This window comes from Streptomyces sp. NPDC047880, from assembly GCF_040706515.1.
Classification (GTDB): domain Bacteria; phylum Actinomycetota; class Actinomycetes; order Streptomycetales; family Streptomycetaceae; genus Streptomyces.
The window spans coordinates 1-24,231 of sequence record NZ_JBEZOK010000023.1 but is presented as its reverse complement, the minus strand read 5'-3'; the positions used below and the strand labels follow the sequence as shown (position 1 = coordinate 24,231).

Below are 24,231 nucleotides of genomic sequence, written 5' to 3'. Positions count from 1 at the left end.
CGGCTCCGGCCGGCGCAGCGGTACGGCAGAATTTTGGCCATGGGGATAGTCGCCGGGTTGGACAGTTCACCCGATTTCACTCGTATCGTCGTCTGTGACACGGACTCCGGAGCCGTGCTCAGGCAGGGATATGCACCGCATCCGGTGGAGAGCCCCGAGAGCGGCGGCCGGCCGTCCGACGTCGACCCGCAGGCCTGGCTGCTCTCCCTGGGCGAGGCCGCGGGCGGCGGGCTGCTGGAGGGCGTGCAGGCGATCGGCGTCTCGGCGCAGCAGAACGCCGTCGTGCCGCTGGACGCGCAGGGCAACACCGTGCGGCCCGCGATGGTCGGCGGTGACAAGCGGACGCAGGTCGCCGCGGCCGATCTGATCGACGCGCTCGGGGGGCGCGAGGCGTGGGCGCAGGCGGTGGGCTGTGTGCCGCAGGCCGCGCAGCCGGTGACGAAGCTGCGCTGGCTGGCCCGGACCGAACCCGAGAACGCGCAGCGCACGGCGATCCTGCTCCAGGCCCACGACTGGCTGGTGTGGCAGTTGCTGGGCCGGCCGGTGCGCCGGACGACCGACCGGGGCGGGGCGTCCGGCACCGGCTACTGGTCGGCGGCGACCGGCGGCTACCGGACCGACCTCGTGGAGCTGGCGCTCGGGCACCAGGTGATGCTGCCGGAGGTGATCGGCCCGGCGGACGCGGCCGGTACGACGCCGGAGGGACTGCTGATCTCCGTGGGGACCGGCGAGACCATGGCGGCGGCGTTCGGTCTCGGCATCGGCCTCGGTGACGCGGTGGTGTCGCTGGGCGCGTCCGGGTCGGTGATGGCCGTGCACCCCGAGGCCCTGGTCGACGGGTCCGGAATGATCACCGCGCTCGCGGACGCGACCGGCATGCACCTGCCCGTCGTCACCACGCTGAACGCCGTACGGACACTGCGCGGGGCAGCCGAGCTGCTCGGGCTGCCCGACCTGGAGAGCCTGTCCGACCTCGCGATGAAGTCGACGCCCGGGTCGCACGGGCTGGTGCTGCTGCCCTATCTGGAGGGCGAGCGGACGCCGAACCTGCCGCACACCGCCGGGACCCTGGCCGGGCTCCGGCGCGAGTCGATGAAGGCGGAGCACCTGGCACGGGCCGCGTTCGAGGGGATGCTGTGCGGGCTCGCGGACGCGCTGGACGTGCTGCGCGGCCGGGGTGTGGAGGTGCGGCGGGTGTTCCTGCTCGGGCCGGCCGCCGAACTGCCCGCCGTGCAGGCCGCGGCGCCCATGCTGTTCGGGACCCAGGTCGTGGTGCCGCAGCCCGCGGACTACGCGGCGATCGGCGCCGCCCGCCAGGCGGCCTGGGCGCTGGGGGCCTCGCAGGGCACGCTCGACGTGCGGAACCCGCCGGCCTGGCAGGGCGCGGTGGCGCAGGTGCTGGAGCCCGGGGACGAGCTGGCCGTGGGGCAGGCGGTGCGGCAGCAGTTCGTGGCGGTGCGGGAGCAGACGCACCCCGGGGCACTCTGACGGGTTCGACCGCCTCTTGGGTTAATTCGGTTGAGGTAACGCGGGTGGAGTGTTCGACGATAGGGGCCAGGGGCAACCTTCGGCCCCGTCGTCCACTCCGAGAGAAGCAGCGTGCTCATACGACTCCTGCGGACCTATCTCAGGCCCTACAAGAGACCCATCGCCCTGCTGGTGCTGCTGCAGTTCCTGCAGACCTGCGCCACGCTCTACCTGCCCACGCTGAACGCGGACATCATCGACCAGGGTGTCGTGAACGGCGACACCGGCTACATCCTGGGCTACGGCGGCCTGATGATCGGCATCTCGCTGGTCCAGGTCGGGTGCAACATCGGTGCCGTGTACTACGGCGCCCGCACGGCGTCGGCGGTTGGACGCGATCTGCGGGCGTCCGTGTTCGACCGGGTGCAGTCGTTCTCCGCGCGTGAGGTCGGTCACTTCGGGGCGCCGTCGCTCATCACCCGGACGACGAACGACGTCCAGCAGGTGCAGATGCTGGCGCTGATGACGTTCACGCTGCTGGTGTCGGCGCCGATCATGTGCGTGGGCGGCATCGTGCTGGCGCTCGGGCTGGACGTGCCGTTGTCCGGGGTGCTGGTGGCGGTCGTACCGGTGCTGGGCATCTGCGTGACGCTGATCGTGCGGCGGCTGCGGCCGCTGTTCCGGGCGATGCAGGAGCGGCTGGACTCGGTGAACCAGGTGCTGCGCGAGCAGATCACCGGCAACCGTGTGATCCGGGCCTTCGTCCGGGACGAGTACGAGCAGCAGCGCTTCCGGAAGGCCAACACCGACCTCACCGACTTCGCGCTGGGCACCGGCAACCTGCTCGCGCTGATGTTCCCGATCGTCATGACGGTGGTGAACCTGTCGTCGATCGCCGTGGTGTGGTTCGGCGCGCACCGGATCGACAGCGGCGGCATGCAGATCGGCGACCTGACGGCGTTCCTGGCCTATCTGATGCAGATCGTCATGTCCGTGATGATGGCCACCTTCATGTTCATGATGGTGCCGCGCGCGGAGGTGTGCGCCGAACGCATCCAGGAGGTGCTGGACACCTCCTCCAGCGTCGTCCCGCCGTCGGCGCCGGTGCGGGAGCTGCGCCGGCACGGGCATCTGGAGATCCGCGGGGCGGGATTCCGCTATCCGGGTGCCGAGGAGCCGGTGCTGCGGGCCGTGGACCTGGTGGCCCGCCCGGGTGAGACGACCGCCGTCATCGGCTCGACCGGCAGCGGCAAGTCCACGCTCCTCGGGCTGGTGCCGCGGCTGTTCGACACGACCGAGGGGCAGGTGCTCGTCGACGGTGTCGAAGTGGCGGACATCGACCCGAAGCTGCTCGCGAAGACCGTCGGGATGGTGCCGCAGAAGCCGTACCTGTTCGCGGGGACCGTGGCGACCAACCTGCGCTACGGCAATCCGGACGCCACGGACGAGGAGCTGTGGCACGCGCTGGAGGTGGCGCAGGCCAAGGACTTCGTGGAGCGGCTCGAAGGGGGTCTCGACTCGCCGATCTCGCAGGGCGGGACGAACGTCTCCGGTGGTCAGCGCCAGCGGCTCGCGATCGCCCGGACGCTGGTGCAGCGGCCCGAGATCTACCTCTTCGACGACTCCTTCTCCGCGCTCGACTACGCCACGGACGCCGCCCTGCGGGCCGCGCTCACCGAGGAGACCGCCGAGGCGACCGTGGTGATCGTCGCGCAGCGGGTGGCGACCATCCGGGACGCCGACCGGATCGTGGTCCTCGACGAGGGCCGGGTCGTCGGGACCGGCCGCCACCACGAGCTGATGGCGGACAACGAGACCTACCGGGAGATCGTGCTCTCCCAGCTCACGGAAGCGGAGGCTGCCTGATGGCGGGGCCCATGGGGCGGATGATGGCCGGGGGCGGCCCCGACCAGCGCTCGCTCGACTTCAAGGGGTCGGGCAAACGGCTCGTCGCACGGTTCGGGCCGGAGCGGGTCACCATCTACGTGCTGCTGCTGTGCGTGGTGCTCAGCGTCGGCCTGAGCGTCGTCGGGCCGAAGATCCTCGGCAAGGCGACCGACCTGGTCTTCGCGGGCATCGTCGGGCGGGGCATGCCGGAGGGGGCGTCCAAGGAGCAGGTCCTGGAGCAGATGCGGCAGCGCGGGGACGGTGACGTCGCCGACATGCTGCGCAGCACCGACTTCACCCCGGGCGAGGGCATCGACTTCACGGCCGTCGGGCACGTGCTGCTGCTCGCACTGGGCGTGTTCACGGTGGCCGGGCTGCTGATGGCGGTCGCGACGCGGCTGGTGAACCGGGCCGTGAACCGGACCATGTTCCGGATGCGCGAGGACGTCCAGACGAAGCTGTCGCGGCTGCCGCTGTCGTACTTCGACCGACGGCAGCGCGGTGAAGTGCTGTCCCGGGCGACGAACGACATCGACAACATCGGGCAGACGCTCCAGCAGTCGATGGGGCAGCTCATCAACTCGGTGCTGACCATCATCGGCGTGCTCGCGATGATGTTCTGGGTCTCCTGGATCCTGGCGCTGGTCGCGCTGGTGACCGTGCCGCTGTCGTTCGTCGTGGCCACGCGGGTGGGCAAGCGGTCGCAGCCGCACTTCGTGCAGCAGTGGCGCTCGACGGGCAAGCTGAACGCGCACATCGAGGAGATGTACACCGGGCACGCCCTGGTGAAGGTGTTCGGACGCCAGGAGGAGTCGGCACGGCAGTTCGCCGAGCAGAACGACGCGCTGTACGAGGCGGGGTTCAAGGCGCAGTTCAACAGCGGTGTCATGCAGCCGCTGATGATGTTCGTGTCGAACCTGAACTACGTGCTGGTGGCGGTCGTGGGCGGACTGCGGGTCGCCTCGGGCTCGCTGTCCATCGGTGATGTGCAGGCCTTCATCCAGTACTCGCGGCAGTTCTCCATGCCGCTGACGCAGGTCGCCTCGATGGCGAACCTGGTGCAGTCGGGTGTCGCCTCGGCGGAGCGGGTCTTCGAACTGCTCGACGCGGAGGAGCAGGAGGCGGATCCGGTGCCGGGCGTGCGCCCCGAGGAGCTGCGCGGGCGGGTGGCGCTGGAGCACGTGTCGTTCCGCTACGACCCCGACAAGCCGCTCATCGAGGATCTGTCGCTGAAGGTCGAGCCGGGGCACACGGTCGCCATCGTCGGCCCGACGGGCGCCGGCAAGACGACGCTGGTGAATCTGCTGATGCGGTTCTACGACGTCACCGGCGGGCGCATCACGCTCGACGGGGTCGACATCGCGCGGATGTCCCGGGACGAACTGCGGGCCGGGATCGGCATGGTGCTGCAGGACACGTGGCTGTTCGGCGGCACGATCGCGGAGAACATCGCGTACGGCGCGTCCCGGGAGGTCACCCGCGGGGAGATCGAGGAGGCGGCCCGGGCGGCGCACGCGGACCGGTTCGTCCGGACGCTGCCGGACGGGTACGACACGGTGATCGACGACGAGGGCACGGGGGTGAGCGCGGGCGAGAAGCAGCTCATCACCATCGCCCGGGCGTTCCTGTCCGACCCGGTGATCCTGGTGCTGGACGAGGCGACGAGCTCGGTCGACACGCGGACGGAGGTGCTGATCCAGAAGGCGATGGCCAAACTGGCGCACGGGCGTACGTCGTTCGTCATCGCCCACCGGTTGTCGACGATCCGGGACGCGGACACGATCCTGGTGATGGAGAACGGGTCGATCGTGGAGCAGGGCGCCCACGAGGAGCTGCTGGCGGCCGACGGTGCCTACGCGCGGCTGTACAAGGCGCAGTTCGCGCAGGCGGTGGCGGAAGTGGACTGAGCCCCGTCCGGTGCCGGGTGGGTCGTGGGGCGGCTGCGGGTCCGGTGGGGGCGGATCGCGCAGTTCCCCGCGCCCCTGAAGGGGCGTCAGCCGCACGTATCCAAGGGGCGCGGGGAACTGCGCGGCCAGCCCCCACCGGGCCCGCGACGGCCTCAGTCCAGATAGCCCCTCAGCTGGTCCGCAAAGGCGTGGTCCCTCAGCTTGTTCAGGGTCTTGGACTCGATCTGCCGTATCCGTTCCCGCGTCACGCCGAAGATGCGGCCTATCTCCTCCAGCGTGCGGGGGCGGCCGTCCGCCAGCCCGTAGCGGAGTTGGACGACCTTCCGCTCCCGCTCCCCCAGGGTCGACAGGACCGCCTCCAGGTGCTCCCTGAGCAGCAGGAACGCCGCCGACTCCACCGGGGAGGCCGCGTCGCCGTCCTCGATGAGGTCGCCGAGCGCGACGTCGTCCTCCTCGCCGACGGGCGCGTGCAGCGACACCGGCTCCTGGGCCAGCCGCAGGACCTCGCTGACCCGCTCCGGCGGCAGGTCCAGGTGGGCCGCGACCTCCTCGGGGGTCGGCTCGTAGCCCCGCTCCTGGAGCATGCGGCGCTGGACGCGGACGACCCGGTTGATGAGCTCCACGACGTGGACCGGGACCCTTATCGTGCGGGCCTGGTCGGCCAGGGCGCGGGACATGGCCTGGCGGATCCACCAGGTCGCGTACGTGGAGAACTTGTAGCCGCGGGCGTAGTCGAACTTCTCGACCGCCCTGATCAGGCCGAGGTTGCCCTCCTGGACGAGGTCGAGCATGGTCAGGCCGCGGCCGACGTAGCGCTTGGCGACCGAGACGACCAGGCGCAGATTGGCCTCGATCAGACGGCGCTTGGCCATGCGGCCCATGACGACGAGGCGGTCCAGGTCGAGGGCGAGCTGGCTGTCCAGGTCGGGGGTGAGCCGCAGCTTCTCCTCCGCGAACAGGCCGGCCTCGACGCGGCGGGCGAGTTCGACCTCCTCGGCGGCGGTGAGCAGGGGGATGCGGCCGATCTCTCTCAGGTACTGGCGGAACAGGTCCGAGGAGGGGCTGCCGGACTCGGTACGGGTAGGGGTCGGTACGACGACCTCGGGGGGCTCGGCCGCCTCGACGGCCTCGGCGGGCGGCTCCTCCGGCTCCGGCCCCGACTCGGGGTGGTGCGCGGCGCGGCTCTGCGCCGGGACCCCTGACAGGGCGTCGGCCTCCGCGTCCGGCGCGGCACCGTCGGCGTCGGCGGGGGCACCGGCGTCGGTCTGGGCGAGGGTCTGGGTCTGCACGGGGGCGACCTCCAGGATGATCGCTGCCAGGGGGTACGGCAGCGGTACTTCGGGGGCGGAGTCGACGGCCTCGCCGCTTTCCGTCCCGTACGCGATGAGCGGAACCGCGGGGGTCTGGGACCCGTGGGTGACGGATCGGCCGCGCTCCGAGGACTCAGGCACCGGAACCCAGTGTGGGGTAAGACACATCGTCGCCACGAGGGGCGTGCGATGACTTTTTGCTTCCGGTCCGTGACCGCGTGGTGACCTCAGAGCGCGGCGGCGCCGTGCTCCCTGAGGCTTTGGTCGTACTGCTGGAGGACCCACAGTTCGTTCTGGACGGCGGCCAGCTGGGCCGGGTCGCCGTGGGTGCCGAGACGGGTGAGCTGGCTTGTGATGTCGCGGATGCGGCGCTCCACGGCGCGGCGGCGGACCGTGACGAGCTGGGCGCCCGCGTACACCTCGTCGGCGCCCTTCACGCCCTTGTGCAGCAGGATCGCCTCGACGGCGAGCTCCGTCACCGTCGCGCGGACCGCGTCGTCCGGGGCGGCTTCGCGGACCTTGACCAGGTAGTCCTGGGGGTCGGCGACGCCCAGTTCGGCGCCGCCGGCGTCCTGGATGGCCTGGCGGACGGCGGCGTAGGGCGGGGCGGTGAACTCGTCCACCCCGTATGCGTCGAAGGCCGGGGACACCAACTCGGGCCGTTGCAGGGCCAGTTTGAGCAGCTCGCGTTCGGTGGCGAAGACCGGGTTGCGGAGGTTCAGGGCCGGGCCGCGGGAGGCGGCGGGCCGGGGCGGGCCGGCGTACTGCTGTGCCTGATGGTGCCGCTCGGGGGCCGGGCCCTTGCCGCCGCGGTCGCGGGCCCAGCGGGCCAGCTGGGCGACGCGCTTGACCACGAACTGGGTGTCGAGGATGCCGAGCATGCCGGCGAGCTCGACGGCGACCTCGTGCTGGGCGCCGCTGTTCTTGATGCGGGCGACGATCGGCGCGGCCTCGTCCAGGGCGGCGGCGCGGCCGGCCGGGGTGTCGAGGTCGTAGCGGCTCACGATCTGGCGCAGGGCGAACTCGAACAGCGGGGTGCGGGGTTCGACCAGGTCGGCGACGGCCTCGTCGCCCTTGGCGAGCCGCAGGTCGCAGGGGTCCATGCCGTCGGGGGCGATGGCGATGTACGTCTCGGCGGCGAACTTCTGGTCGTCCTCGAAGGCCCGCAGAGCGGCCTTCTGGCCGGCGGCGTCGCCGTCGAAGGTGAAGATGACGCGGGCCGAGCCGTTGTCCATGAGCAGCCGGCGGAGGATCTTGATGTGCTCGCCGCCGAAGGCCGTGCCGCAGGTGGCGATGGCGGTCGTCACACCGGCGAGGTGGCAGGCCATGACGTCCGTGTAGCCCTCGACGACGACCGCGCGGGACGCCTTGGCGATGTCCTTCTTCGCCAGGTCGATGCCGTAGAGGACCTGGGACTTCTTGTAGATCGCCGTCTCGGGTGTGTTCAGGTACTTCGGGCCGTTGTCCGCCTCGTAGAGCTTGCGGGCGCCGAAGCCGACGACGTCGCCGCCGATGTCGCGGATGGGCCACATCAGACGGCCGCGGAAGCGGTCGATGGGGCCGCGGCGGCCCTCTTGGGAGAGGCCGGAGAGGATCAGCTCCTTGTCGGTGAAGCCCTTGCCGCGCAGGTAGCGCGTGAGGTGGTCCCAGCCCTGGGGGCTGTAACCGACGGAGAAGTGCTGGGCGGCGGCCTGGTCGAAGCCGCGCTCGGCGAGGAACTGGCGTCCGGTGTCGGCCTCCGGACTGGTCGCGAGCTGTTCCTCGTACCAATCGGCGGCGATCTTGTGGGCCTCGACCAGGCGGATCCGCTCGCCGCGCTGGTGGGAGGGGTTGTAACCGCCCTCCTCGTAGCGCAGGGTGATGCCCGCCTGGCCGGCCAGGCGCTCGACCGCCTCCGAGAAGGTGAGGTGGTCGATCTTCATCACGAACGTGATGGTGTCGCCGCCCTCCTGGCAGCCGAAGCAGTGGAAGAACCCCTTGCTCGGGCTGACCTGGAAGGACGGTGACTTCTCGTCGTGGAACGGGCAGAGACCCTTGAGGTTCCCGCCGCCCGCGTTGCGCAGCTGGAGGTACTCGGACACCACGGCGTCGATCGGGACCGCGTCCCGTACCGCCTTCACGTCCTCGTCGTTGATCCGTCCTGCCACGCGTGAAGTCTACGGTGGCGGACCGACACCCCTGACAGCCCCGGCGGCTATGAGGCGAGGCTTTCCAGCGGCACGTGCGGGTCCGCCAGGGACTCCGTGTTCACCCCGGCCTGGGAGCGGATCAGGCGCTGGATCTTGTCCGTGACGTCCCACACGTTCACGTTCATCCCGGCCAGCACCCGGCCGTCCTTCACCCAGAACGCGATGAACTCGCGCTTCCCGGCGTCGCCCCGGATCACCACCTCGTCGTAGCTGCCGGCGGGGGCCCAGCCGGAGTACTCCATGCCCAGGTCGTACTGGTCGGAGAAGAAGTAGGGCACCCGGTCGTACGTCACGTCGTGGCCCAGCATGGAGCGCGCCGCCGCCGGGCCGCCGTTCAGGGCGTTGGCCCAGTGCTCGACGCGCACCCGCGTGCCGAACAGGGGGTGCGGGAAGGAGACGACGTCACCGGCCGCGTAGATGTCCGGGTCGGAGGTGCGCAGCCGCTCGTCGACGACGATGCCGCCGCCGTCGGCCCGGTCGGCGATCTCCAGTCCCGCCGCCTCCGCGAGGTGGGTGCGCGGGGCCGCGCCGATCGCCGCCAGCACGTCGTGCGCCGGGTGCTCCTCACCGTCGTCGGTGCGGACCGCGAGCACCATGCCGTCCTGGCCGACGATCTCCGTCAGCCGCCTGCCGAAGTGGAACCGCACCCCGTGCTCGCGGTGCAGCTCGGCGAAGAGCCCGCCGAGCTCCGGGCCCAGCACGCCGTGCAGCGGGGTCGGGCCGTGCTCGACGACCGTGACCTCCGCGCCGTACTCGCGGGCCGCCGCCGCGACCTCCAGGCCGATCCAGCCGGCACCGGCGATGACGAGGTGGCCGTTGTCCCGGCCGAGGTTGGTCAGGACGTGTTTGAGGCGCTCGGCGTGGGCGAGGCGGCGCAGGTGGTGCACGCCGGCCAGGTCCGTGCCCGGGATGTCGAGACGGCGGGGCTCGGCTCCGGTGGCCAGGAGCAGCTTGTCGTAGCGGGCGACGGTGCCATCCTCGCCGAAACGGACCGTCTTGGCCGTGCGGTCGATCGCGTCGACGGTCTGGCCCAGGTGCAGCTCGATGTCGTTGGCCGCGTACCAGGCGGGTTCGTGGACGAAGACGCTGTCGCGTTCCTCCTTGCCGAGGAGGTAGCCCTTGGACAGGGGCGGGCGCTCGTAGGGGTGGTCGCGTTCGTCGCAGATCAGTATCACGCGGCCGGTGAAGCCCTCCGCGCGGAGCGTCTCGGCCGCCTTGGCGCCGGCCAGTCCGCCTCCGACGATCACGAATGTCTGATCCGCGTCGACCACTTGTTGCCTCCTCGTCAGGGTGCCGCCACTTGCGAGCGTCCCGCACGGAGCGTGATGCGGGAAGAGGGAGTGACCCGATCAGGCCACGGAGGGTCACATTCGGGGGTGCTCCCGTCCCGTCCGTCGCGTCAGTCTCATCCCTGCCCCGTCAGACGGGCGTGAAGCGAACGGGCGGAGGCGTCGGTGAGGGAGGCGATCTGGTCGACGATCACCCGCTTGCGGGCGCGGTCGTCCGCCGCCCGGTCGAACAGGGCGCGGAACTGCGGGTCCAGGCCGTCCGGGGCGCGGGCGGTGAGCGCCTCGGCCAGTTCGGCGACGACGATCCGCTGGTCGGCGCGCAGCCGCTCCTGTTCGGCACGCTGCATGACGTAGAGGTCGGCGACGGCCTTGAGGACGGCGCACTCCATCCGCGTCTCGCGCGGGACGACCAGCTCGGCCGCGTACCGGGTGAGCCGTCCGGCCCCGTACGCCGTGCGGGTCGCGGTCTCGGCGGCCAGACAGAAGCGGCCGATGAGCTGGCTGGTGGCGTCCTTCAGGCGGGCCTGGGCGACGGCGGTGCCGTCGTAACCGTGCGGCCACCACTCCTGGGCGAGGAGCCGGTCCAGGGCGGCGGCGAGCTCGGCGGGGTCGGTGCCGGCGGGGACGTAACGGCCGCGGGCCACCTCGAAGACGTCCCGGCGTTCGGGGTCGGCGTGCAGGCAGTTCGGGTCGATGTGGCCGGCGTGCAGGCCGTCCTCCACGTCGTGCACCGAGTAGGCCACGTCGTCGGACCAGTCCATGACCTGCGCCTCGAAGCAGGTGCGGGCGCCGGGGGCGTCCTTGCGGAGCCAGTCGAAGACGGGGCGGTCGTCCTCGTAGACGCCGAACTTGCGCGAGGCCGGGTCGGTGGGGTGGGCGCCGCGGGGCCAGGGGTACTTGGTTGCGGCGTCGAGGGCGGCGCGGGTGAGGTTGAGGCCGACGGAGCCCTCGGGGGTGAACCGTTTGGGCTCGATGCGGGTGAGGAGCCTCAGGGACTGCGCGTTGCCCTCGAAGCCGCCGCAGTCCGACGCGAACTCGTTGAGGGCCTGTTCGCCGTTGTGGCCGAAGGGCGGGTGGCCGAGGTCGTGGGAGAGGCAGGCGGCTTCCACGAGGTCGGGGTCGCAGCCGAGGGCCGCGCCCAGTTCGCGGCCGACCTGGGCGCATTCGAGGGAGTGGGTGAGGCGGGTGCGGGGGCTGGCGTCCCAGGCGGGGCCCATGGTGCCGGGCGTCACCACCTGGGTCTTGCCGGCGAGGCGCCGCAGGGCGGCGGAGTGGAGGATCCGGGCGCGGTCGCGCTGGAAGGCGGTGCGGCCGGGGCGTTTGTCGGGTTCCGGGGCCCAGCGGTCGACTGACGTCGGGTCGTAGGCCGGGGGGTTCTGTGCGGTGCCTGCCATGTGTCGACAGTACGGGCACGGGTGTGTTGTGCGCCGTCGGGTGTGCCGAGTCCGGCGGTGTGGCGTCTGCGGGCTCGGTGTGGCCTGTCGCGCAGTTCCCCGCGCCCCTGAGGGCGTGCCCTCGCGCCCCGTCTTTCAGGCCGAGGCCAGTGCCGGTTCGGCAGCCGCCGTCAGGGCTTCCTCGTAGCGGTGGAGGACGAGGTCGGCCATCGACGGGTGGGTGCCCAGGGGGGCCGCTGCTATCCAGGGGGCCTTCTGGGTGCACTCCGTGGCGAAGCGGCCGGGGGCCGTGAAGTAGGAGGCCAGCGCTATGTGGCGGCGGCCCCTCGCCAGGAGGGTGCGGACGGCCGTCTCGACCGTCGGGGTCGCGGCCGAGGCGTAGGCCGGGACGACCGGGACGCCGAGGCGGGCCGCCAGGAGGTGGGCCGTGCGGGCGGTGTCCGTCTTCGCGTCCGGGTCGCGGGAGCCCGCCGCGGCGAGGACCACCGCGCTGGTGTGGTGGGGTGTCCCGCCCCAGCCCGCTTCCTTGAGGCGGGCCTGGAGGGCGTCGACCAGCAGGGGGTGGGGGCCCAGAGGGGCGGCGAGGTGGGTGCGGGCCCGGGAGGCCGCCGCCATCTCGGGGATGTCCTGCTTGACGTGGTAGCCGCGGCTGAGGAGGAGGGGGACGAGGACCGCCTCCGAGTCCCCGAGGGCGGCGAGCGTGTCGGGGAGCAGCGGGGCGTTGAGTTCGATGTGGCCCAGGTGCACGGGCACGTCGGGGCGCAGGGCCCGGACCTGGTCGAGGAGCGCCCTGACGGTGCTCAGCGCGCGGGGGTCGCGGCTGCCGTGAGCCACGACCACGAGGGCGGGCGGGGCCGGGCGGCGCGGGGCGGGCGGCGGGACGAGGCTGAGCTGACTGGGCATGTACCGATGGTCGCGGCGCCACGTTGCCTTCCCGTTGCATGGGCGTCACGGGTGTTTTCCAGCGGTTCACGATGCGGGGCAGGGGGTGTGTGAGGGGGCGCGACCTGCGGTTTCCGCGAATCCAGTGAAGCTGGTCACGCGGCGGCGGATGAACCGGGCGGCCCGGGAGGACGTCCCTGCCTGTCGAGGGACCGACCTGGGGAGGGACCGTCCGATGCGTCGTGTGGTGTTGCGCAGACCGCGGCTGCCGCGTTCCCGGCGGGGACAGCGGCGGCTGGTGCAGGCCGTGATGGCCGGGTGCGTGCTCGCGTTGCTCCCGGCGACATGGATGTACGCCGTGGCGGGTGACCGGCTGCGTACGGCGGCGGATGTGCCGCGTACCGAGGTGGCCGTGGTGTTCGGTGCGGGGCTGTGGGACGGCGAGCCCTCGCCGTATCTCGCGCACCGGCTCGACGCCGCCGCGAAGCTGTACCGGGAGGGGCGCGTCGAGGTGGTGCTCGTCACCGGGGACAACAGCCGTGCGGACTACGACGAGCCGGACGCGATGCGTGGGTATCTGACGCGGCACGGGGTGCCCGACGGGCGGATCGTCAGCGACTACGCGGGGTTCGACACCTGGGACTCCTGCGTGCGCGCGAAGAAGATCTTCGGGGTGGACGAGGCCGTGCTGATCAGCCAGGGCTTCCACATCCGGCGGGCGGTGGCGCTGTGCGAGGCGGCGGGGGTCGCGTCGTACGGGGTCGGGGTGGACGCCGTGCACGACGCGACCTGGTACTACGGGGGCACCCGGGAGGTCTTCGCCGCCGGCAAGGCCGCGCTGGACGCGGCCTTCCGGCCGGACCCGCGGTTCCTCGGGCCGCGGGAGCCGGGTGTGGAGAGGGCCTTGGCGACAGCCCGAGACCCTCTCCGTTGACCGGGCCGGGCTCAGCGTCCGTGGAAGCGCGGGGGGCGCTTCTCCAGGAACGCCGTCATCCCCTCCTTCTGGTCGTCGGTGGCGAACAGGGCGTGGAAGACGCGGCGTTCGAAGCGGATCCCGTCACGCAGACCGGTTTCGAGGGCGTGGTCGACGCACTCGCGGGCCGCCCGGACGGCCGCGCTTGGGTAGGAGGCGATCGCCGTCGCGGCTTCGAGGGCCTCGGGCAGGACCCGGTCGTCCGGGACCACGCGGGAGACGAGACCGCAGCGTCCAGCCTCCTGTGCGTCCATGGTGCGGCCGGTGAGGACCAGGTCCAGGGCCTTGGCGCGGCCGACGAGCCGGGTCAGCCGCTGGGTGCCGCCGATGCCGGGTATCACGCCGAGCTTGATCTCGGGCTGGCCGAAGACCGCCGACTCCCCCGCGACGACCAGGTCGCACATCATCGCCAGCTCGCAACCGCCGCCCAGCGCATGCCCGTTGACGGCGGCGATCTTCGGGGTGCGGAGGTCGGCGAACTCCTCCCAGGCGGCGAAGTAGTCCTCGGCCATCATGGCGACGGCCGACTTCCCCGCCATCTCCCTGATGTCGGCGCCGGCCGCGAAGACCGTGTCCGAGCCGGTGACGACGAAGCATCCGGCCCCGGGGTCCGCGTCCAGCGGGCGCAGCACGTCGAGGAGTTCGGACAATAGCGCCGAGCTGAGCGCGTTGCGTACGTGCGGGCGGTGCAGACGTACGGTCACGACCCGGCCGTCCCGCTCCCACTTGAGGTGGTTCATCGGCATCCCCTTCTACGAGTCCCAGATCGCGCCGTACGCCGGAATCCCCCGCCGCTCCAGGCCGTGCACCACCTGCCAGGTGAGCTTCTTGTTGGAGATGCAGATGACCGCCTCGGCGCCGAAGTCCCGGTGGGCCTCGTGGGCGAGGCGCACCATGTCGGGCTTGCCGTGCCGGGAGGTGTCCCAGATGCGGGCGTCGGGCTGGACGGCGAGGATCTCGTCGACCAGGGCGTCTCCGTAGGTCGCGCGGGGGTCGCGGGTCGCCCATACGAGCAGGGAGGGCACCTGGGCGGCGAGCAGGTGGGGCAGGCAGGGGCCGATGCCGCTGCCGGTGGCGACGTAGACCACCTTGGTGAACAGGACCTCTATGTTGGCGACTCCGGCGGTGGTGATGCCCTTGACCCACACCTGCTCGGGCAGGTCGTCGATGAAGGAGCCCGTCCAGTCGCCGGCCCGGGAGTTCGACGCGGAAGCCGCGCACCTTGACCTGGTCGTCGGTACGGCCGAGGTGCTCCAGCTCCCCGTCGGGGGTCCAGCGGCCGAGGTCGCGGGTGCGGAACATCCGGTGGCCACCGCTGAGGAAGGGGTCGGGGGCGTAGCGCTCGGCGTTGAGGGCGTCGTCGCCGAGGCAGCCGGCGGAGACGCAGTCGCCGCCGGCCCACATCTCGCCGGGTTCGCCGACGGGCAGGGGGCGGCGGTCGGCGTCGAGGACGTAGACGGTGTTGTTGGGAGTGGGGCGGCCGATGGTGAGCAGCGGAGCGGACGGGTCGTGGCGGCTCATCGTGTTGACGATCGTCGTCTCGGTCGGGCCGCAGCCGTTGAAGAAGGCGGCCTGCCGGGCCCAGCGGTCGGCCAGCGGGCGCGGACAGGGCTCCCCCGCGACGGCGACCCTGCGCACCCGGGGGCAGGCCGCCGGGTCCAGCCCGGACAGCACGGTCGGGGTCGCGATCAGCACGTCGGCGGTGCGGGCCGCGGCGGCGATGTCATGGCCGCGGATGACGAGGGGGCCGCCGTGGGTGAGGCAGCCGAGGATCTCCCAGGCGGCCATGTCGAAGGCGATGTTGAGGAGCTGTGCGACGCGGTCGCCGGGCCGGACGCCGAGGCCGCCCGGTTTCGTGAGCAGGAGGTTGGCGACGTTGCGGTGGGTGACCTTCACGCCGTTGGGGCGGCCGGTGGTGCCGGAGGTGAACAGGACGTAGGCGCCGTGGCCGCCGGTGACGCGGACGCGCGGGGCCGGGGCGCAGGGCAGTGGCTCGTCGAGGGGAAGCAGCAGGTGGCCGTCCGGCAGGGGCACGCGGTGGGCGTGTTCGGCGACGGTGAGGACGATCCGGGTGCGGGCGGTGCGGATGACGTGGGTGAGCTGGGCGGGGGGCGCGAGACCGACGTCCTGCGGAACGTAGGCGGCGCCGGCCTTGAGGATGCCGAGCAGGCCGACCAGCATCGGGATCGAGCGGCGGACGAACAGGCCGACGTGGTCGCCGGGGCGGACACCTTCGCGGACCAGGCGGGCGGCGAGGGCGCCGGCGTAGCGGTCGAGTTCGCCGTAGGTCATGCGGGCGTCCCGGTGCTCGGCGGCGACGGCGTGCGGGGTGGCCGTGGCGTGCCGGGTGACGGCGTGGTGCAGGAGCGGGTCGGGGACGGGGACGGTGGGGCCGTAGCCGTACTGGCGGAAGAGCCGCTGGTCGTAGGGGGTCAAGTGGCGCAGAGGCATGGTCGGGTGGCCTCCTGGCTGTTTCGAGGTCGGATTGCCACCCGCGGTCCGGCCGCGGATGGATGCTGCCGTGAGCGGCGGGCATGCCCGGGTGTCGAACGCCGTGCGGAGTCGTGCGAGCGCTGCGCGTAGCGAGAGCGTAGTGCGGCTGCTTCAACTCTCAACGAGGTTGGATCGGCCAAGAAAGGAACGCAATGAGCCACATGTGGCGTTTCCCGTCCCATGGGCAACGTCCGGGCCGGTCGGCGGCGACGTGAAGGTGGGCAGGCGTGTGCCTCACCCGGCGGCGGGCCTGTGTCTCGCCGGGCAGCGGGCTCCTGCCTCACGCCCGCGGGGCGGCGGCGGGGAGGTTGCCGTCCCGGCCGCGTAACAGGGAGCCGTCCCCGGCGTAACACGGCCGACGCACGCTGGACGGCATGCAGAACACCGCGACGCCCACGCACTGCCCGTACTGCGCCCTGCAGTGCGGGATGAACCTGACGCCCGCCCCGGACGGGACCGTCGAGGTGAGCGAGCGCGCGGACTTCCCGGTGAACCGGGGCGCGCTGTGCGGCAAGGGGCGCACGGCCGCGTCGGTGCTCGCCCGGAACGTGCGTCTGACCTCCCCGTTGGTGCGCGGCGAGGGCGGCACGCTGGTGCCCGCCTCCTGGGACGAGGCGCTGGAGAGGATCGCCGCGGGGCTGGGCCGCACCCGCGCGGAGCACGGCCCGGACGCGGTCGGGGTGTTCGGCGGGGGCGGGCTGACGAACGAGAAGGCGTACACGCTCGGGAAGTTCGCGCGGGTCGTGCTCGGCACCTCGCAGATCGACTACAACGGGCGTTTCTGCATGTCCTCGGCGGCGGCCGCCGGCATCAAGGCGTTCGGGCTGGACCGGGGGCTGCCCTTCCCGCTGGAGGACATCCCGAAGTCCGGCTGCGTGATCCTCGTCGGGTCGAACCTCGCGGAGACCATGCCGCCGTCGCTGCGGTTCTTCACCGAGCTGAAGGAGAACGGCGGCACGCTGATCGTCATCGATCCGCGCCGCACGAAGACCGCCGAGCAGGCGGACCTGCACCTGGCGCCCCGGCCCGGCACGGACCTGGCCCTCGCCCTCGGCCTGCTGCACCTGGTGATCGCCGAGGGCCGGGTGGACGAGGAGTACGTCGGGGAACGCACGGCCGGCTGGGAGGACGCCCGGGCCGCCGCGATGGCGCACTGGCCGGAGTACGTGGAGCGGATCACGGGGGTGTCCGTTCCCCAACTGCGCGAGACCGTGCGGCTGTTCTGCGAGCCGGAGTCGGCGATGGTGCTCACCGCCCGGGGGCCCGAGCAGCAGTCCAAGGGCACGGACACGGTGGGCGCGTGGATCAACCTGTGCCTGGCCACCGGCCGGGCGGGCCGCCCGCACTCCGGGTACGGCTGCCTGACCGGCCAGGGCAACGGGCAGGGCGGGCGCGAACACGGGCAGAAGGCCGACCAGTTGCCGGGCTACCGCAAGCTCGACGACCCGGCCGCCCGGGCGCACGTCGCCGGGGTGTGGGGCGTCGACCCGGACAGTCTGCCCGGCCCGGGGCGCAGTGCGTACGAGCTGCTGGACGCGCTGGGCACCGACATCAGGTCGCTGCTGCTGATGGCGTCCAATCCGGTGGTGTCCGCGCCGCGTGCCGCGCACATCGAGGAGCGCATCCGGTCGCTGGACTTCCTGGCGGTCTGTGACGTGGTGCTGTCGGAGACGGCGGAGCTCGCGGACGTGGTCCTGCCGGTCACGCAGTGGGCCGAGGAGACGGGCACGACGACGAACCTGGAGGGCAGGGTGCTGCTGCGGCGCCGGGCGGTCACCCCGCCCGACGGCGTGCGCAGCGATCTGGAGGTGCTGCACGAACTCGCCGCCCGCCTGGGCGTGGAGAAGGGCTTCCCGACCGACCCGGAGGAGGTCTTCGAGGAACTGCGCCGGGCGTCGGCGGGCGGGGCGGCGGACTACTCGGGGATCACGTACCGGAGGCTGGCCGAGGAGAACGGGGTGTTCTGGCCGTGTCCCGCGCCGGTGGAGCAGGCGGGCGAGGGCGGGGACGCCCTGCCCGGTGGGGAGGCACCGGCCGGGGAGGCACCGGCCGTGCACCCGGGCACGCCCCGCCTCTTCCTCGACCGCTTCGCGACCCCCGACGGCAGGGCCCGGTTCGTCCCCGTCTCGCACCGGGCGAGCGCCGAGGAACCCGACGACGAGTACCCCGTGCTGCTGACCACGGGGCGGGTCGTGGCGCAGTACCAGTCCGGGGCGCAGACCCGGCGCGTGGCGGAGCTGAACGCCGCCGCGCCCGGGCCGTTCGTGGAACTGCACCCGAGGCTGGCGGCCCGGATCGGTGCGGCCGAGGGCGATCCGGTGGCCGTCATGTCGCGGCGCGGCCGGGCCGTGGCGCCCGCGCGAATCACGCACGCCATCCGGCCCGACACCGTCTTCATGCCCTTCCACTGGCCGGGCGAGGGCCGCGCCAACACCCTCACCAACCCCGCGCTCGACCCGACCTCCCGGATGCCGGAGTTCAAGACGTGCGCGGTGCGGCTGGAGGCCGTCGAGCGGTAGCGGTCAGCTCACGGCGACGGCCTTCCAGGCCGCCGCCACCGCCTTCTGCTCGATGCTGTCGGCGCCGTAGAGGTCCTTCGCCGCGCTCAGGGTCGCCGTGCGGGCGTCCGCGTAGTCCGTCGAGGACGTCATGTAGACCGTCAGCGCGCGGTACCAGATCTTGCCCAGCTTGGCGCGGCCGACGCCGGTCACCGTGGAGCCGTCGCAGGTCGGGGAGTTGTAGGCGACGCCATTGAGGGTCTTGGCGCCGCTGCCCTCCGCGAGCAGGTACGCGAAGTGGTTGCCGACGCCCGAGGAGTAGTGCACGTCGAGGTCGCCGAGCTTCGCGTTCCAGCAGTCCGCCGACTTGCCGTCCTTGGACGGCTTGTCCATGAAGCGCAGGGCCTCGCGGCCGAGGCCGGAGCGGACGACCTTCTCGCCGATCAGCCAGTCGCCCCGGTCCTCGGCGTTCTCGGCGTGGAACTCCACCAGCGTGCCGAAGATGTCCGAGGTGGCCTCGTTCAGACCGCCGGACTCGCCGGAGTAGGTCAGCGCCGCCGTCTTCGACGTCACGCCGTGGGACATCTCGTGCCCGGCGACGTCCAGCGACACCAGCGGGCCCATGAGCTTGCCGTCGCCGTCGCCGTAGGTCATGCAGAAGCAGTTGTCGTCCCAGAAGGCGTTGTTGTAGTCCTTGCCGTAGTGGACGCGGTTGAAGGAGCCCTTGCCGTCGCCGCCGATGCCGTCGCGGCCGTGCACCTTCTCGTAGTAGTCCCAGGTGACGTCGGTGCCGTACTGGGCGTCCACCGCGACCGTGGACCGGTCGGCGGCCGCGCCCGTCCCCCACTGGTTGTCGGCGTCCGTGAAGAGCGTCGCGGGGGCGCGGGTCAGGCAGACGGTGAGCAGGCACCTGTCCGTCTTGTTCTCGGCGTCGCCGGTGTAGGTGCCGCCGCGCGTCGCGTCCTTCAGCTGGTACGACGAGCCGGACGCGGTCGTCTCCAGCGGGACCGTGCCGCCGTAGAGGGACTTGCCCTCGCCCGACGCCGACTCCATGGAGTCCCAGGCGTCGATGCGGGCACCGGTCGTCGCGTCGGTCAGCACCGTGCGCCCGACCGGGTTGCCGAGTTCGTCGTGGGCCACCGCGTCGGTCTGCCAGGCCAGCTTCGGGGCGCCGTGCAGGGCGTCGACGACCAGCCGGGGCTTGGCCGTGAGCTTCTTCAGGGTCTCGCCGAGGTGGGCGGCGCGCAGCAGGTTCGCCGCGAGGCCGGCGGCCTTGGGGGCGGACACCTTCGGGGTGACGCTCGCCAGGGAGAGCGCGGACTTCGTCGCGCGGCTCGTGCCGCGGTAGGTGCCGTCCGGGTTCAGGTGGAGCACGAAGTCGCCGCCGAGGACCGGGAGCCGGTGGTAGGTGCGGTCGTAGCGCACGTGCCGGGTGCCGTCCTCGTCGACGACGACGTCCCGGACCTTGGCCTCCTGGGCCGGGGTGAGGCCCAGGGCTGCGGCCCGGTCCGCGAGCACCGCCTCCGCGTCCTCGATCGCGCCCGACCTGGCCGGCAGGTCCGCCGCGCCGGCGGACGGGGAGAGAACGGCGGCCAGCAGGGCGGTGGTGCCGGTGACGGCCACACCGGCGAGGGCGAGACGGGAACCGCGGACATGACGTATCCGACTCATCGGTCTCCTCATACGGGCGCACCCGGTCGTGTGGGGTCGACCGGGGGCGGCGTTGATGTTGACCGCGAGTAAATTCGGCCCGGACCTGGCATGTCCATAGCCCCGCTGTGGAGGTGTGTGAGGGTGCAGAATCGTTCCTGTGACCCTCCCTTTCTTCGTCTACGGCACCCTCCGTCCGGGGGAGGTCAACCACGACCTCTTCCTGCGCGGCCGCACCCACTCCGAGGAGCCGGCCGGGCTCGCGGACGCGGTGCTCTACGACGGGCCGGGCTACCCCTACGCGGTCGAGGAGCCGGGCGGCGGCACGGTGAGCGGGGAGCTGGTGACCGCGCTGCCCGGGGCGTACGCGGGGCTGCTCGCGGAGCTGGACCGGCTGGAGGAGTACGCGCCGGGGGATCCGCGCAGTCTGTACCTGCGCGTGGAACGGAAGGTCGTCCGGGCGGCGGACGGGGGTGCCGTGCGCGCGTGGGTGTACGTGGCCGCGCCCGCCGTCGCCGCGCGGCTGCGGGCCCGGGGGCGGGCGATCGCGGGCGGGGACTGGCGGGCGCGGGTGTGAGGACTTCGGCGCAGGAGCGCTGCGGGACGCAGGATGGGGGTGCGCCGCAGGAAGGGTGTGCACCCCGGCGGGCTCAGCCCCCGTACGGCCGCCTCTCCCGGGCCTCCCGCAACGCCCTCCCCCACCAGACCAGTTGGTCCAGCATGGTCTTCGCCGCCGCGTCCGCGCCGGACGGGTCGCGCAGGGCGCCCCGGTCGTCGAAGGCGGCGCCGGCGTTGTGGAAGGAGACGGTGTCGCGGACCGTCACGGCGTGCAGCTCCGCGAAGACCTGACGCAGGTGTTCCACGGCGCGCAGACCGCCGGACAGGCCGCCGTAGGAGACGAGGCCGACGGGCTTGGCCTGCCACTCGGTGAAGTGCCAGTCGACGAGGTTCTTCAGGCCCGCCGGGAAGGAGTGGTTGTACTCGGGGGTGAGGACCACGAAGGCGTCCGCGCGGGCCAGCTTCGGGGTGATGCCGCCCAGTGCGGCGGTCGCCTCCGGGGTGGGTTCCAGGGACATGGGCAGCGCGGCCTCGGCGACGTCCACGACCTCGGCGACCAGGTCGTCCCGGTCCCGGATGCGGGTGAGGAGCCAGTCGGCGACGACGGGGCCGAAGCGGCCGTGCCGGTTGCTGCCCACGACGAGGGTCAGACGGAGCGGGTCGGTCGCGGCGGCGGCTGATGCGGTGGCGGTCGGGTTCATGCGGTACAGCCTCGTACCTCAACCATCGTTGAGGTCAAGTGGCGATACGTACGCCGGGGTCACCCGTTCACACGCGCCCCCGGCGCATTTCCCCGGCCCACCCCATCGCACGTCTGTGACCTGGCGAAACGACCGTGAGGAGCAGCCCGGTTCGCCTGTCCCTGACACCCGTTCACCCCAATTCTGACGCTCCCTCAGGGGGCGCGGTCGACCCGCTGCCCGTTACCTCAAAAGGGCAGGCGCACGACCCACCCGCTCGAAGGAGCACCGATGCGACGTACCGCCCGGCAGCTGACCGCCACCGCGCTCACCGTCGCCGCCGCGGCCCTCGCCGCCGCTCCCGCGTACGGCACGTCGGGCGGCGGTCTGGAGGTGTCCCCGGCGTCGGCCGTGCCCGGGGGCGGGGTCACGGTGCGCACGGCGGCCTGCGACGGCGGCTCGGTGACGGGTGACGCCAGCGCGGTCGGGGCGGGCTCCCTCAGCCTGGTCCCGGACCCGCACGGGCAGGACGCGACCGGGCGGTTCAGGGTGCCGCCGAGCGCGCAGCCGGGCACGTACGAGATCACCGCGACCTGCGGCGGCAGCGGCCGGCGGATCACCGGGGAATTGGTGGTCACGCTGACGCCGGTGCGCGGGCAGATCCATCCCCGAGGAAGTGTGAAGACGGGGGTCGGCGGCGCCCTGGGCCCCGATCCCGTGCAGACCGCGGCCGGTGTGGCGGCCCTCGCCGTCGCCGCCGCGGGCGGTACCTGGCTCCTGCATCGCCGGGCGAGAGGCGACGGGATCTGACGGACACCCTCCGCTGTCCGTCGCCGGTACCGCATGTCCCCTCCCCCTCCGGGTCCGACGCCCCTCGCGGCCCGGAGGGGGGTACGGGGCCGCAGCTCAGAAAGGGGTGGGTGTGCGCAGGTTCCCCGGGTTCGGCAGTGGGGTCCGCAGCCCCGCCAACGCGGCCATGGCGGCCGTCACGGTGTTCGCCCTGTGCTCGGGGGTGTGGCTGCTGCGCGACGCCGCCGGGACACACGCGCCGCCGCAGCCCTCCGCCGCGCAGGCCCGGGCCGGGGTGGACGGCGCAGGGCTGGACGGCCGGGCCGGTGAGCGGCCCGCCGTACCCGCGCTGCCGCCCTCGCCGCCCGACCGGATCCGCATCCCGGCGATCCGGGTGGACGCCCCGCTGACCGGGCTCGGCCTGACGAGGACGGGCAGCCTCGACGTACCGCCCGCGGCGGACGAGAACCTCGCCGGCTGGTACGAGGCCGGCACCACCCCCGGTGAACCGGGCACGGCGATCGTCGCCGGGCACGTCGACAACGCCGACGGCCCCGCCGTCTTCTACGACCTCGGCGCCCTGGCCCGGGGCAGCACCGTCGAGGTGGACCGGCGGGACGGCGGCGTCGCGGTGTTCACCGTGGACGCCGTCGAGGTGTACGCCGCGAAGGACTTCCCCGACGAGAAGGTCTACGGCGCCGCCCGCCGCCCCGAACTGCGGGTCATCACCTGCGGCGGCGGGTACTCACGCGGCACCGGGTACCAGGGGAACGTCGTCGTCTTCGCGCACCTGACCGGCAGCCGGTGACACACCCAGGACATGGGCCCGCCCCCAGGCCCCCAGCGGTTCCAGCGCCTCGTTCAGGGACACGCCCCGGGGCGTCAGCGAGTACTCCACCCGCGGCGGCACCTCGTCGTACGCCTCCCGGTGCACCAGACCGTCGGCCTCCATCTCCCGCAGGTGCGAGGCGAGCACCTTCTCGGTGACGCCGGGCAGTTCGCGGCGCAGCTCCCCGAAGCGGCACGGCCGCTCGTTCAGCGCCCAGAGAATCAGCACCTTCCACTTGCCGCCGATCACGTCCATCGCGGCGTCGATCCCGCACACGTACGCCCCCGGCCGCCGCCCGGTCGTCCCCATGCCGCCCCTCCCCTTGCGCTGCCTGCACCCTTCCCCCGGAGTAACCACCCACTATGAAGTGCGTACTTGAGCGGGTGCTTCCCCTGCGACGAGCCTAAACGGCATGACCGACACCGCAGTTGCTCCCCGCACTCCTCTGACCCTTCTCGGCACCGGTGCCATGGGCACCGCCCTCGCCCGTGTCTGGCTGGCCGCCGGGCACGAGGTGACCGTCTGGAACCGCACCGCCGCCCGTGCCGAGCCACTCGCCGCCGAGGGCGCCACCCTCGCCGCGAGCGCCGCCGAGGCCGTGGCCGCGAACCGGCTCGTGATCGCCTGTCTGCTGGACGACGCCTCCGTGGGCGAGGCCCTGGACGGGACCTCACTCGCCGGGCGGGACCTGGTGAACCTCACCACCGGCTCCCCGGCCCAGGACCGGGCGCGCGCCGCCTGGGCCGGGGAGCGCGGCGCCCGCTTCCTGGGCGCCGGGATCATGGCCGTCCCCCCGATGATCGGCGCCCCGGGCTCCGGCGGCTACGTCCTCTACAGCGGCTCGGCCGAGTTGTTCGAGGAGCACCGCGACACGCTCGCCGTCCCGGCCGGCACCCGTTACGTCGGGGCCGACCCGGGCTTCGCCGCGCTGCACGACGTGGCGCTGCTGAGCGCGATGAGCGGCATGTTCGCGGGCGTCGCCCACGCCTTCGCGCTGATCCGCCCGGAGGACATCGCGCCGAAGGACTTCGCACCGCTGCTCGTGGACTGGCTCACCGCGATGGCCCCGGCCGCGCACCAGAGCGCCGAAGGGCTCCACAGCGGCGACTACACCCGCGACGTCGTCTCCAACCTCGCGATGCAGGTCGCGGGCAACGCCACCCTGCTGCGCACGGCCGAGGAACAGGGGGTCAGCCCGGAGCTGCTGACGCCGTACATGCGGCTCATGGAGCGCAGGCTCGCGCAGGGGCACGGGGACGAGGACGGGACGGGCGTGGTCGAACTGCTGGACGCGCGACGGTCCTAGGGGGTGCCGGCAGGCACCGTGCGCTCCGCCGCGGTGCCAGTGCCGCGGCAGGCAACGTTCGCCCCGTCGCGACGCCCGGCACGCCCTCTCGCCGCACCGGCCGAAAGCCCGAGTACGCCCAAGTACGAGG

The 24,231-nt window shown here is 72.6% G+C and carries 18 protein-coding genes and 2 pseudogenes; 9 read left to right on the top strand and 11 right to left on the bottom strand.

The features are described 5' to 3' along the window. Positions 1-39: 39 nt before the first annotated feature. The 3 genes from AB0937_RS28660 (at position 40) to AB0937_RS28650 (ending at position 5,261) form a co-directional block, all read left to right on the top strand. On the top strand, positions 40-1,488 hold the full coding sequence (locus AB0937_RS28660) for an FGGY family carbohydrate kinase (protein ID WP_366715513.1): 1,449 nt from the start codon (positions 40-42) through the stop codon (positions 1,486-1,488). 111 nt (positions 1,489-1,599) lie between these two features. Further along, complete coding sequence (locus AB0937_RS28655; protein WP_366715511.1) at positions 1,600-3,333, top strand: ABC transporter ATP-binding protein; 1,734 nt, start codon at positions 1,600-1,602, stop codon at positions 3,331-3,333. Continuing rightward, on the top strand, positions 3,333-5,261 hold the full coding sequence (locus tag AB0937_RS28650; RefSeq protein WP_366715509.1) for an ABC transporter ATP-binding protein: 1,929 nt from the start codon (positions 3,333-3,335) through the stop codon (positions 5,259-5,261). The genes AB0937_RS28655 and AB0937_RS28650 overlap by 1 nt, the downstream gene beginning before the upstream one ends. A 152-nt stretch (positions 5,262-5,413) precedes the next feature. Here the strand turns inward: AB0937_RS28650 and AB0937_RS28645 are convergent, their stop codons facing one another. The 5 genes from AB0937_RS28645 to AB0937_RS28625 form a co-directional block, all read right to left on the bottom strand. Then, positions 5,414-6,712: an RNA polymerase sigma factor gene (locus AB0937_RS28645; protein ID WP_366715507.1), complete on the bottom strand. Its 1,299-nt coding sequence runs from the start codon at positions 6,710-6,712 to the stop codon at positions 5,414-5,416. 86 nt (positions 6,713-6,798) lie between these two features. Further along, positions 6,799-8,718, bottom strand: coding sequence for a DNA primase (gene dnaG, locus AB0937_RS28640; protein ID WP_366715505.1), 1,920 nt, complete (start codon positions 8,716-8,718; stop codon positions 6,799-6,801). 47 nt (positions 8,719-8,765) lie between these two features. After that, positions 8,766-10,031: an FAD-dependent oxidoreductase gene (locus tag AB0937_RS28635; protein ID WP_366715503.1), complete on the bottom strand. Its 1,266-nt coding sequence runs from the start codon at positions 10,029-10,031 to the stop codon at positions 8,766-8,768. A 134-nt stretch (positions 10,032-10,165) separates the two neighbouring features. Continuing rightward, entirely contained in the window at positions 10,166-11,443 is a 1,278-nt protein-coding gene (locus AB0937_RS28630; protein ID WP_366715501.1) for a deoxyguanosinetriphosphate triphosphohydrolase, read from the bottom strand. A 135-nt stretch (positions 11,444-11,578) separates the two neighbouring features. After that, entirely contained in the window at positions 11,579-12,346 is a 768-nt protein-coding gene (locus tag AB0937_RS28625) for a sirohydrochlorin chelatase (RefSeq protein WP_366715499.1), read from the bottom strand. Between the two features lie 214 nt (positions 12,347-12,560). Between AB0937_RS28625 and AB0937_RS28620 the strand changes: the two genes are divergently transcribed. After that, a complete protein-coding gene (locus tag AB0937_RS28620; RefSeq protein ID WP_366715497.1) occupies positions 12,561-13,259 on the top strand; it encodes an ElyC/SanA/YdcF family protein in 699 nt (232 codons plus the stop codon). A gap of 11 nt (positions 13,260-13,270) precedes the next feature. Here the strand turns inward: AB0937_RS28620 and AB0937_RS28615 are convergent, their stop codons facing one another. From AB0937_RS28615 to AB0937_RS28605, 3 genes and pseudogenes are all read right to left on the bottom strand, one after another. Further along, a complete protein-coding gene (locus tag AB0937_RS28615) occupies positions 13,271-14,038 on the bottom strand; it encodes an enoyl-CoA hydratase-related protein (RefSeq protein ID WP_366715495.1) in 768 nt (255 codons plus the stop codon). Positions 14,039-14,050: 12 nt separating this feature from the next. Continuing rightward, positions 14,051-14,497, bottom strand: a pseudogene (locus tag AB0937_RS28610) (hypothetical protein); the annotation flags it as partial. Continuing rightward, positions 14,496-15,749: pseudogene (locus AB0937_RS28605) on the bottom strand (amino acid adenylation domain-containing protein); the annotation flags it as partial. The pseudogenes AB0937_RS28610 and AB0937_RS28605, both read right to left, overlap by 2 nt. A 416-nt stretch (positions 15,750-16,165) precedes the next feature. On the opposite strand from AB0937_RS28605, the gene AB0937_RS28600 reads away from it, so the two are divergent. Beyond that, positions 16,166-18,310: a molybdopterin oxidoreductase family protein gene (locus AB0937_RS28600; protein WP_366715493.1), complete on the top strand. Its 2,145-nt coding sequence runs from the start codon at positions 16,166-16,168 to the stop codon at positions 18,308-18,310. A 3-nt stretch (positions 18,311-18,313) separates the two neighbouring features. Here the strand turns inward: AB0937_RS28600 and AB0937_RS28595 are convergent, their stop codons facing one another. Beyond that, positions 18,314-19,960 (bottom strand): M4 family metallopeptidase, encoded by a 1,647-nt coding sequence (locus AB0937_RS28595; protein ID WP_366715491.1) that lies wholly within the window; start codon positions 19,958-19,960, stop codon positions 18,314-18,316. A 139-nt stretch (positions 19,961-20,099) separates the two neighbouring features. Here AB0937_RS28595 and AB0937_RS28590 point away from each other — a divergent pair, with 139 nt between their 5' ends. Further along, complete coding sequence (locus tag AB0937_RS28590; protein WP_366715489.1) at positions 20,100-20,516, top strand: gamma-glutamylcyclotransferase family protein; 417 nt, start codon at positions 20,100-20,102, stop codon at positions 20,514-20,516. A 73-nt stretch (positions 20,517-20,589) separates the two neighbouring features. Here AB0937_RS28590 and AB0937_RS28585 read toward each other — a convergent pair whose 3' ends face one another. Then, entirely contained in the window at positions 20,590-21,198 is a 609-nt protein-coding gene (locus AB0937_RS28585; RefSeq protein ID WP_366715487.1) for an NAD(P)H-dependent oxidoreductase, read from the bottom strand. A 270-nt stretch (positions 21,199-21,468) separates the two neighbouring features. On the opposite strand from AB0937_RS28585, the gene AB0937_RS28580 reads away from it, so the two are divergent. Further along, the gene (locus AB0937_RS28580) at positions 21,469-21,987 is read left to right on the top strand and encodes a hypothetical protein (RefSeq protein WP_366715485.1); all 519 of its coding nucleotides are present in this window, start codon (positions 21,469-21,471) and stop codon (positions 21,985-21,987) included. Between the two features lie 166 nt (positions 21,988-22,153). Beyond that, positions 22,154-22,774 (top strand): class F sortase, encoded by a 621-nt coding sequence (locus AB0937_RS28575; RefSeq protein WP_366715704.1) that lies wholly within the window; start codon positions 22,154-22,156, stop codon positions 22,772-22,774. Here AB0937_RS28575 and AB0937_RS28570 read toward each other — a convergent pair. Next, complete coding sequence (locus AB0937_RS28570) at positions 22,712-23,104, bottom strand: helix-turn-helix domain-containing protein (protein ID WP_189589031.1); 393 nt, start codon at positions 23,102-23,104, stop codon at positions 22,712-22,714. The two genes, AB0937_RS28575 and AB0937_RS28570, sit on opposite strands and share 63 nt — an antisense overlap. 103 nt (positions 23,105-23,207) lie before the next feature. Between AB0937_RS28570 and AB0937_RS28565 the strand changes: the two genes are divergently transcribed. Continuing rightward, complete coding sequence (locus tag AB0937_RS28565) at positions 23,208-24,101, top strand: NAD(P)-binding domain-containing protein (RefSeq protein WP_366715482.1); 894 nt, start codon at positions 23,208-23,210, stop codon at positions 24,099-24,101. Positions 24,102-24,231: the final 130 nt, after the last annotated feature.

What these genes read in the sequence shown, in the direction of transcription:
- AB0937_RS28660 (WP_366715513.1), top strand. Translation starts at nt 40, where the DNA reads ATGGGGATAGTCGCCGGGTTGGACAGTTCACCCGATTTCACTCGTATC.
- AB0937_RS28650 (WP_366715509.1), top strand. Translation starts at nt 3,333, where the DNA reads ATGGCGGGGCCCATGGGGCGGATGATGGCCGGGGGCGGCCCCGACCAG.
- AB0937_RS28630 (WP_366715501.1), bottom strand. Translation starts at nt 11,443, where the DNA reads ATGGCAGGCACCGCACAGAACCCCCCGGCCTACGACCCGACGTCAGTC.
- AB0937_RS28625 (WP_366715499.1), bottom strand. Translation starts at nt 12,346, where the DNA reads ATGCCCAGTCAGCTCAGCCTCGTCCCGCCGCCCGCCCCGCGCCGCCCG.
- AB0937_RS28620 (WP_366715497.1), top strand. Translation starts at nt 12,561, where the DNA reads ATGCGTCGTGTGGTGTTGCGCAGACCGCGGCTGCCGCGTTCCCGGCGG.
- AB0937_RS28615 (WP_366715495.1), bottom strand. Translation starts at nt 14,038, where the DNA reads ATGAACCACCTCAAGTGGGAGCGGGACGGCCGGGTCGTGACCGTACGT.
- AB0937_RS28600 (WP_366715493.1), top strand. Translation starts at nt 16,166, where the DNA reads ATGCAGAACACCGCGACGCCCACGCACTGCCCGTACTGCGCCCTGCAG.
- AB0937_RS28595 (WP_366715491.1), bottom strand. Translation starts at nt 19,960, where the DNA reads ATGAGTCGGATACGTCATGTCCGCGGTTCCCGTCTCGCCCTCGCCGGT.
- AB0937_RS28585 (WP_366715487.1), bottom strand. Translation starts at nt 21,198, where the DNA reads ATGAACCCGACCGCCACCGCATCAGCCGCCGCCGCGACCGACCCGCTC.
- AB0937_RS28580 (WP_366715485.1), top strand. Translation starts at nt 21,469, where the DNA reads ATGCGACGTACCGCCCGGCAGCTGACCGCCACCGCGCTCACCGTCGCC.
- AB0937_RS28575 (WP_366715704.1), top strand. Translation starts at nt 22,154, where the DNA reads ATGGCGGCCGTCACGGTGTTCGCCCTGTGCTCGGGGGTGTGGCTGCTG.
- AB0937_RS28570 (WP_189589031.1), bottom strand. Translation starts at nt 23,104, where the DNA reads ATGGGGACGACCGGGCGGCGGCCGGGGGCGTACGTGTGCGGGATCGAC.
- AB0937_RS28565 (WP_366715482.1), top strand. Translation starts at nt 23,208, where the DNA reads ATGACCGACACCGCAGTTGCTCCCCGCACTCCTCTGACCCTTCTCGGC.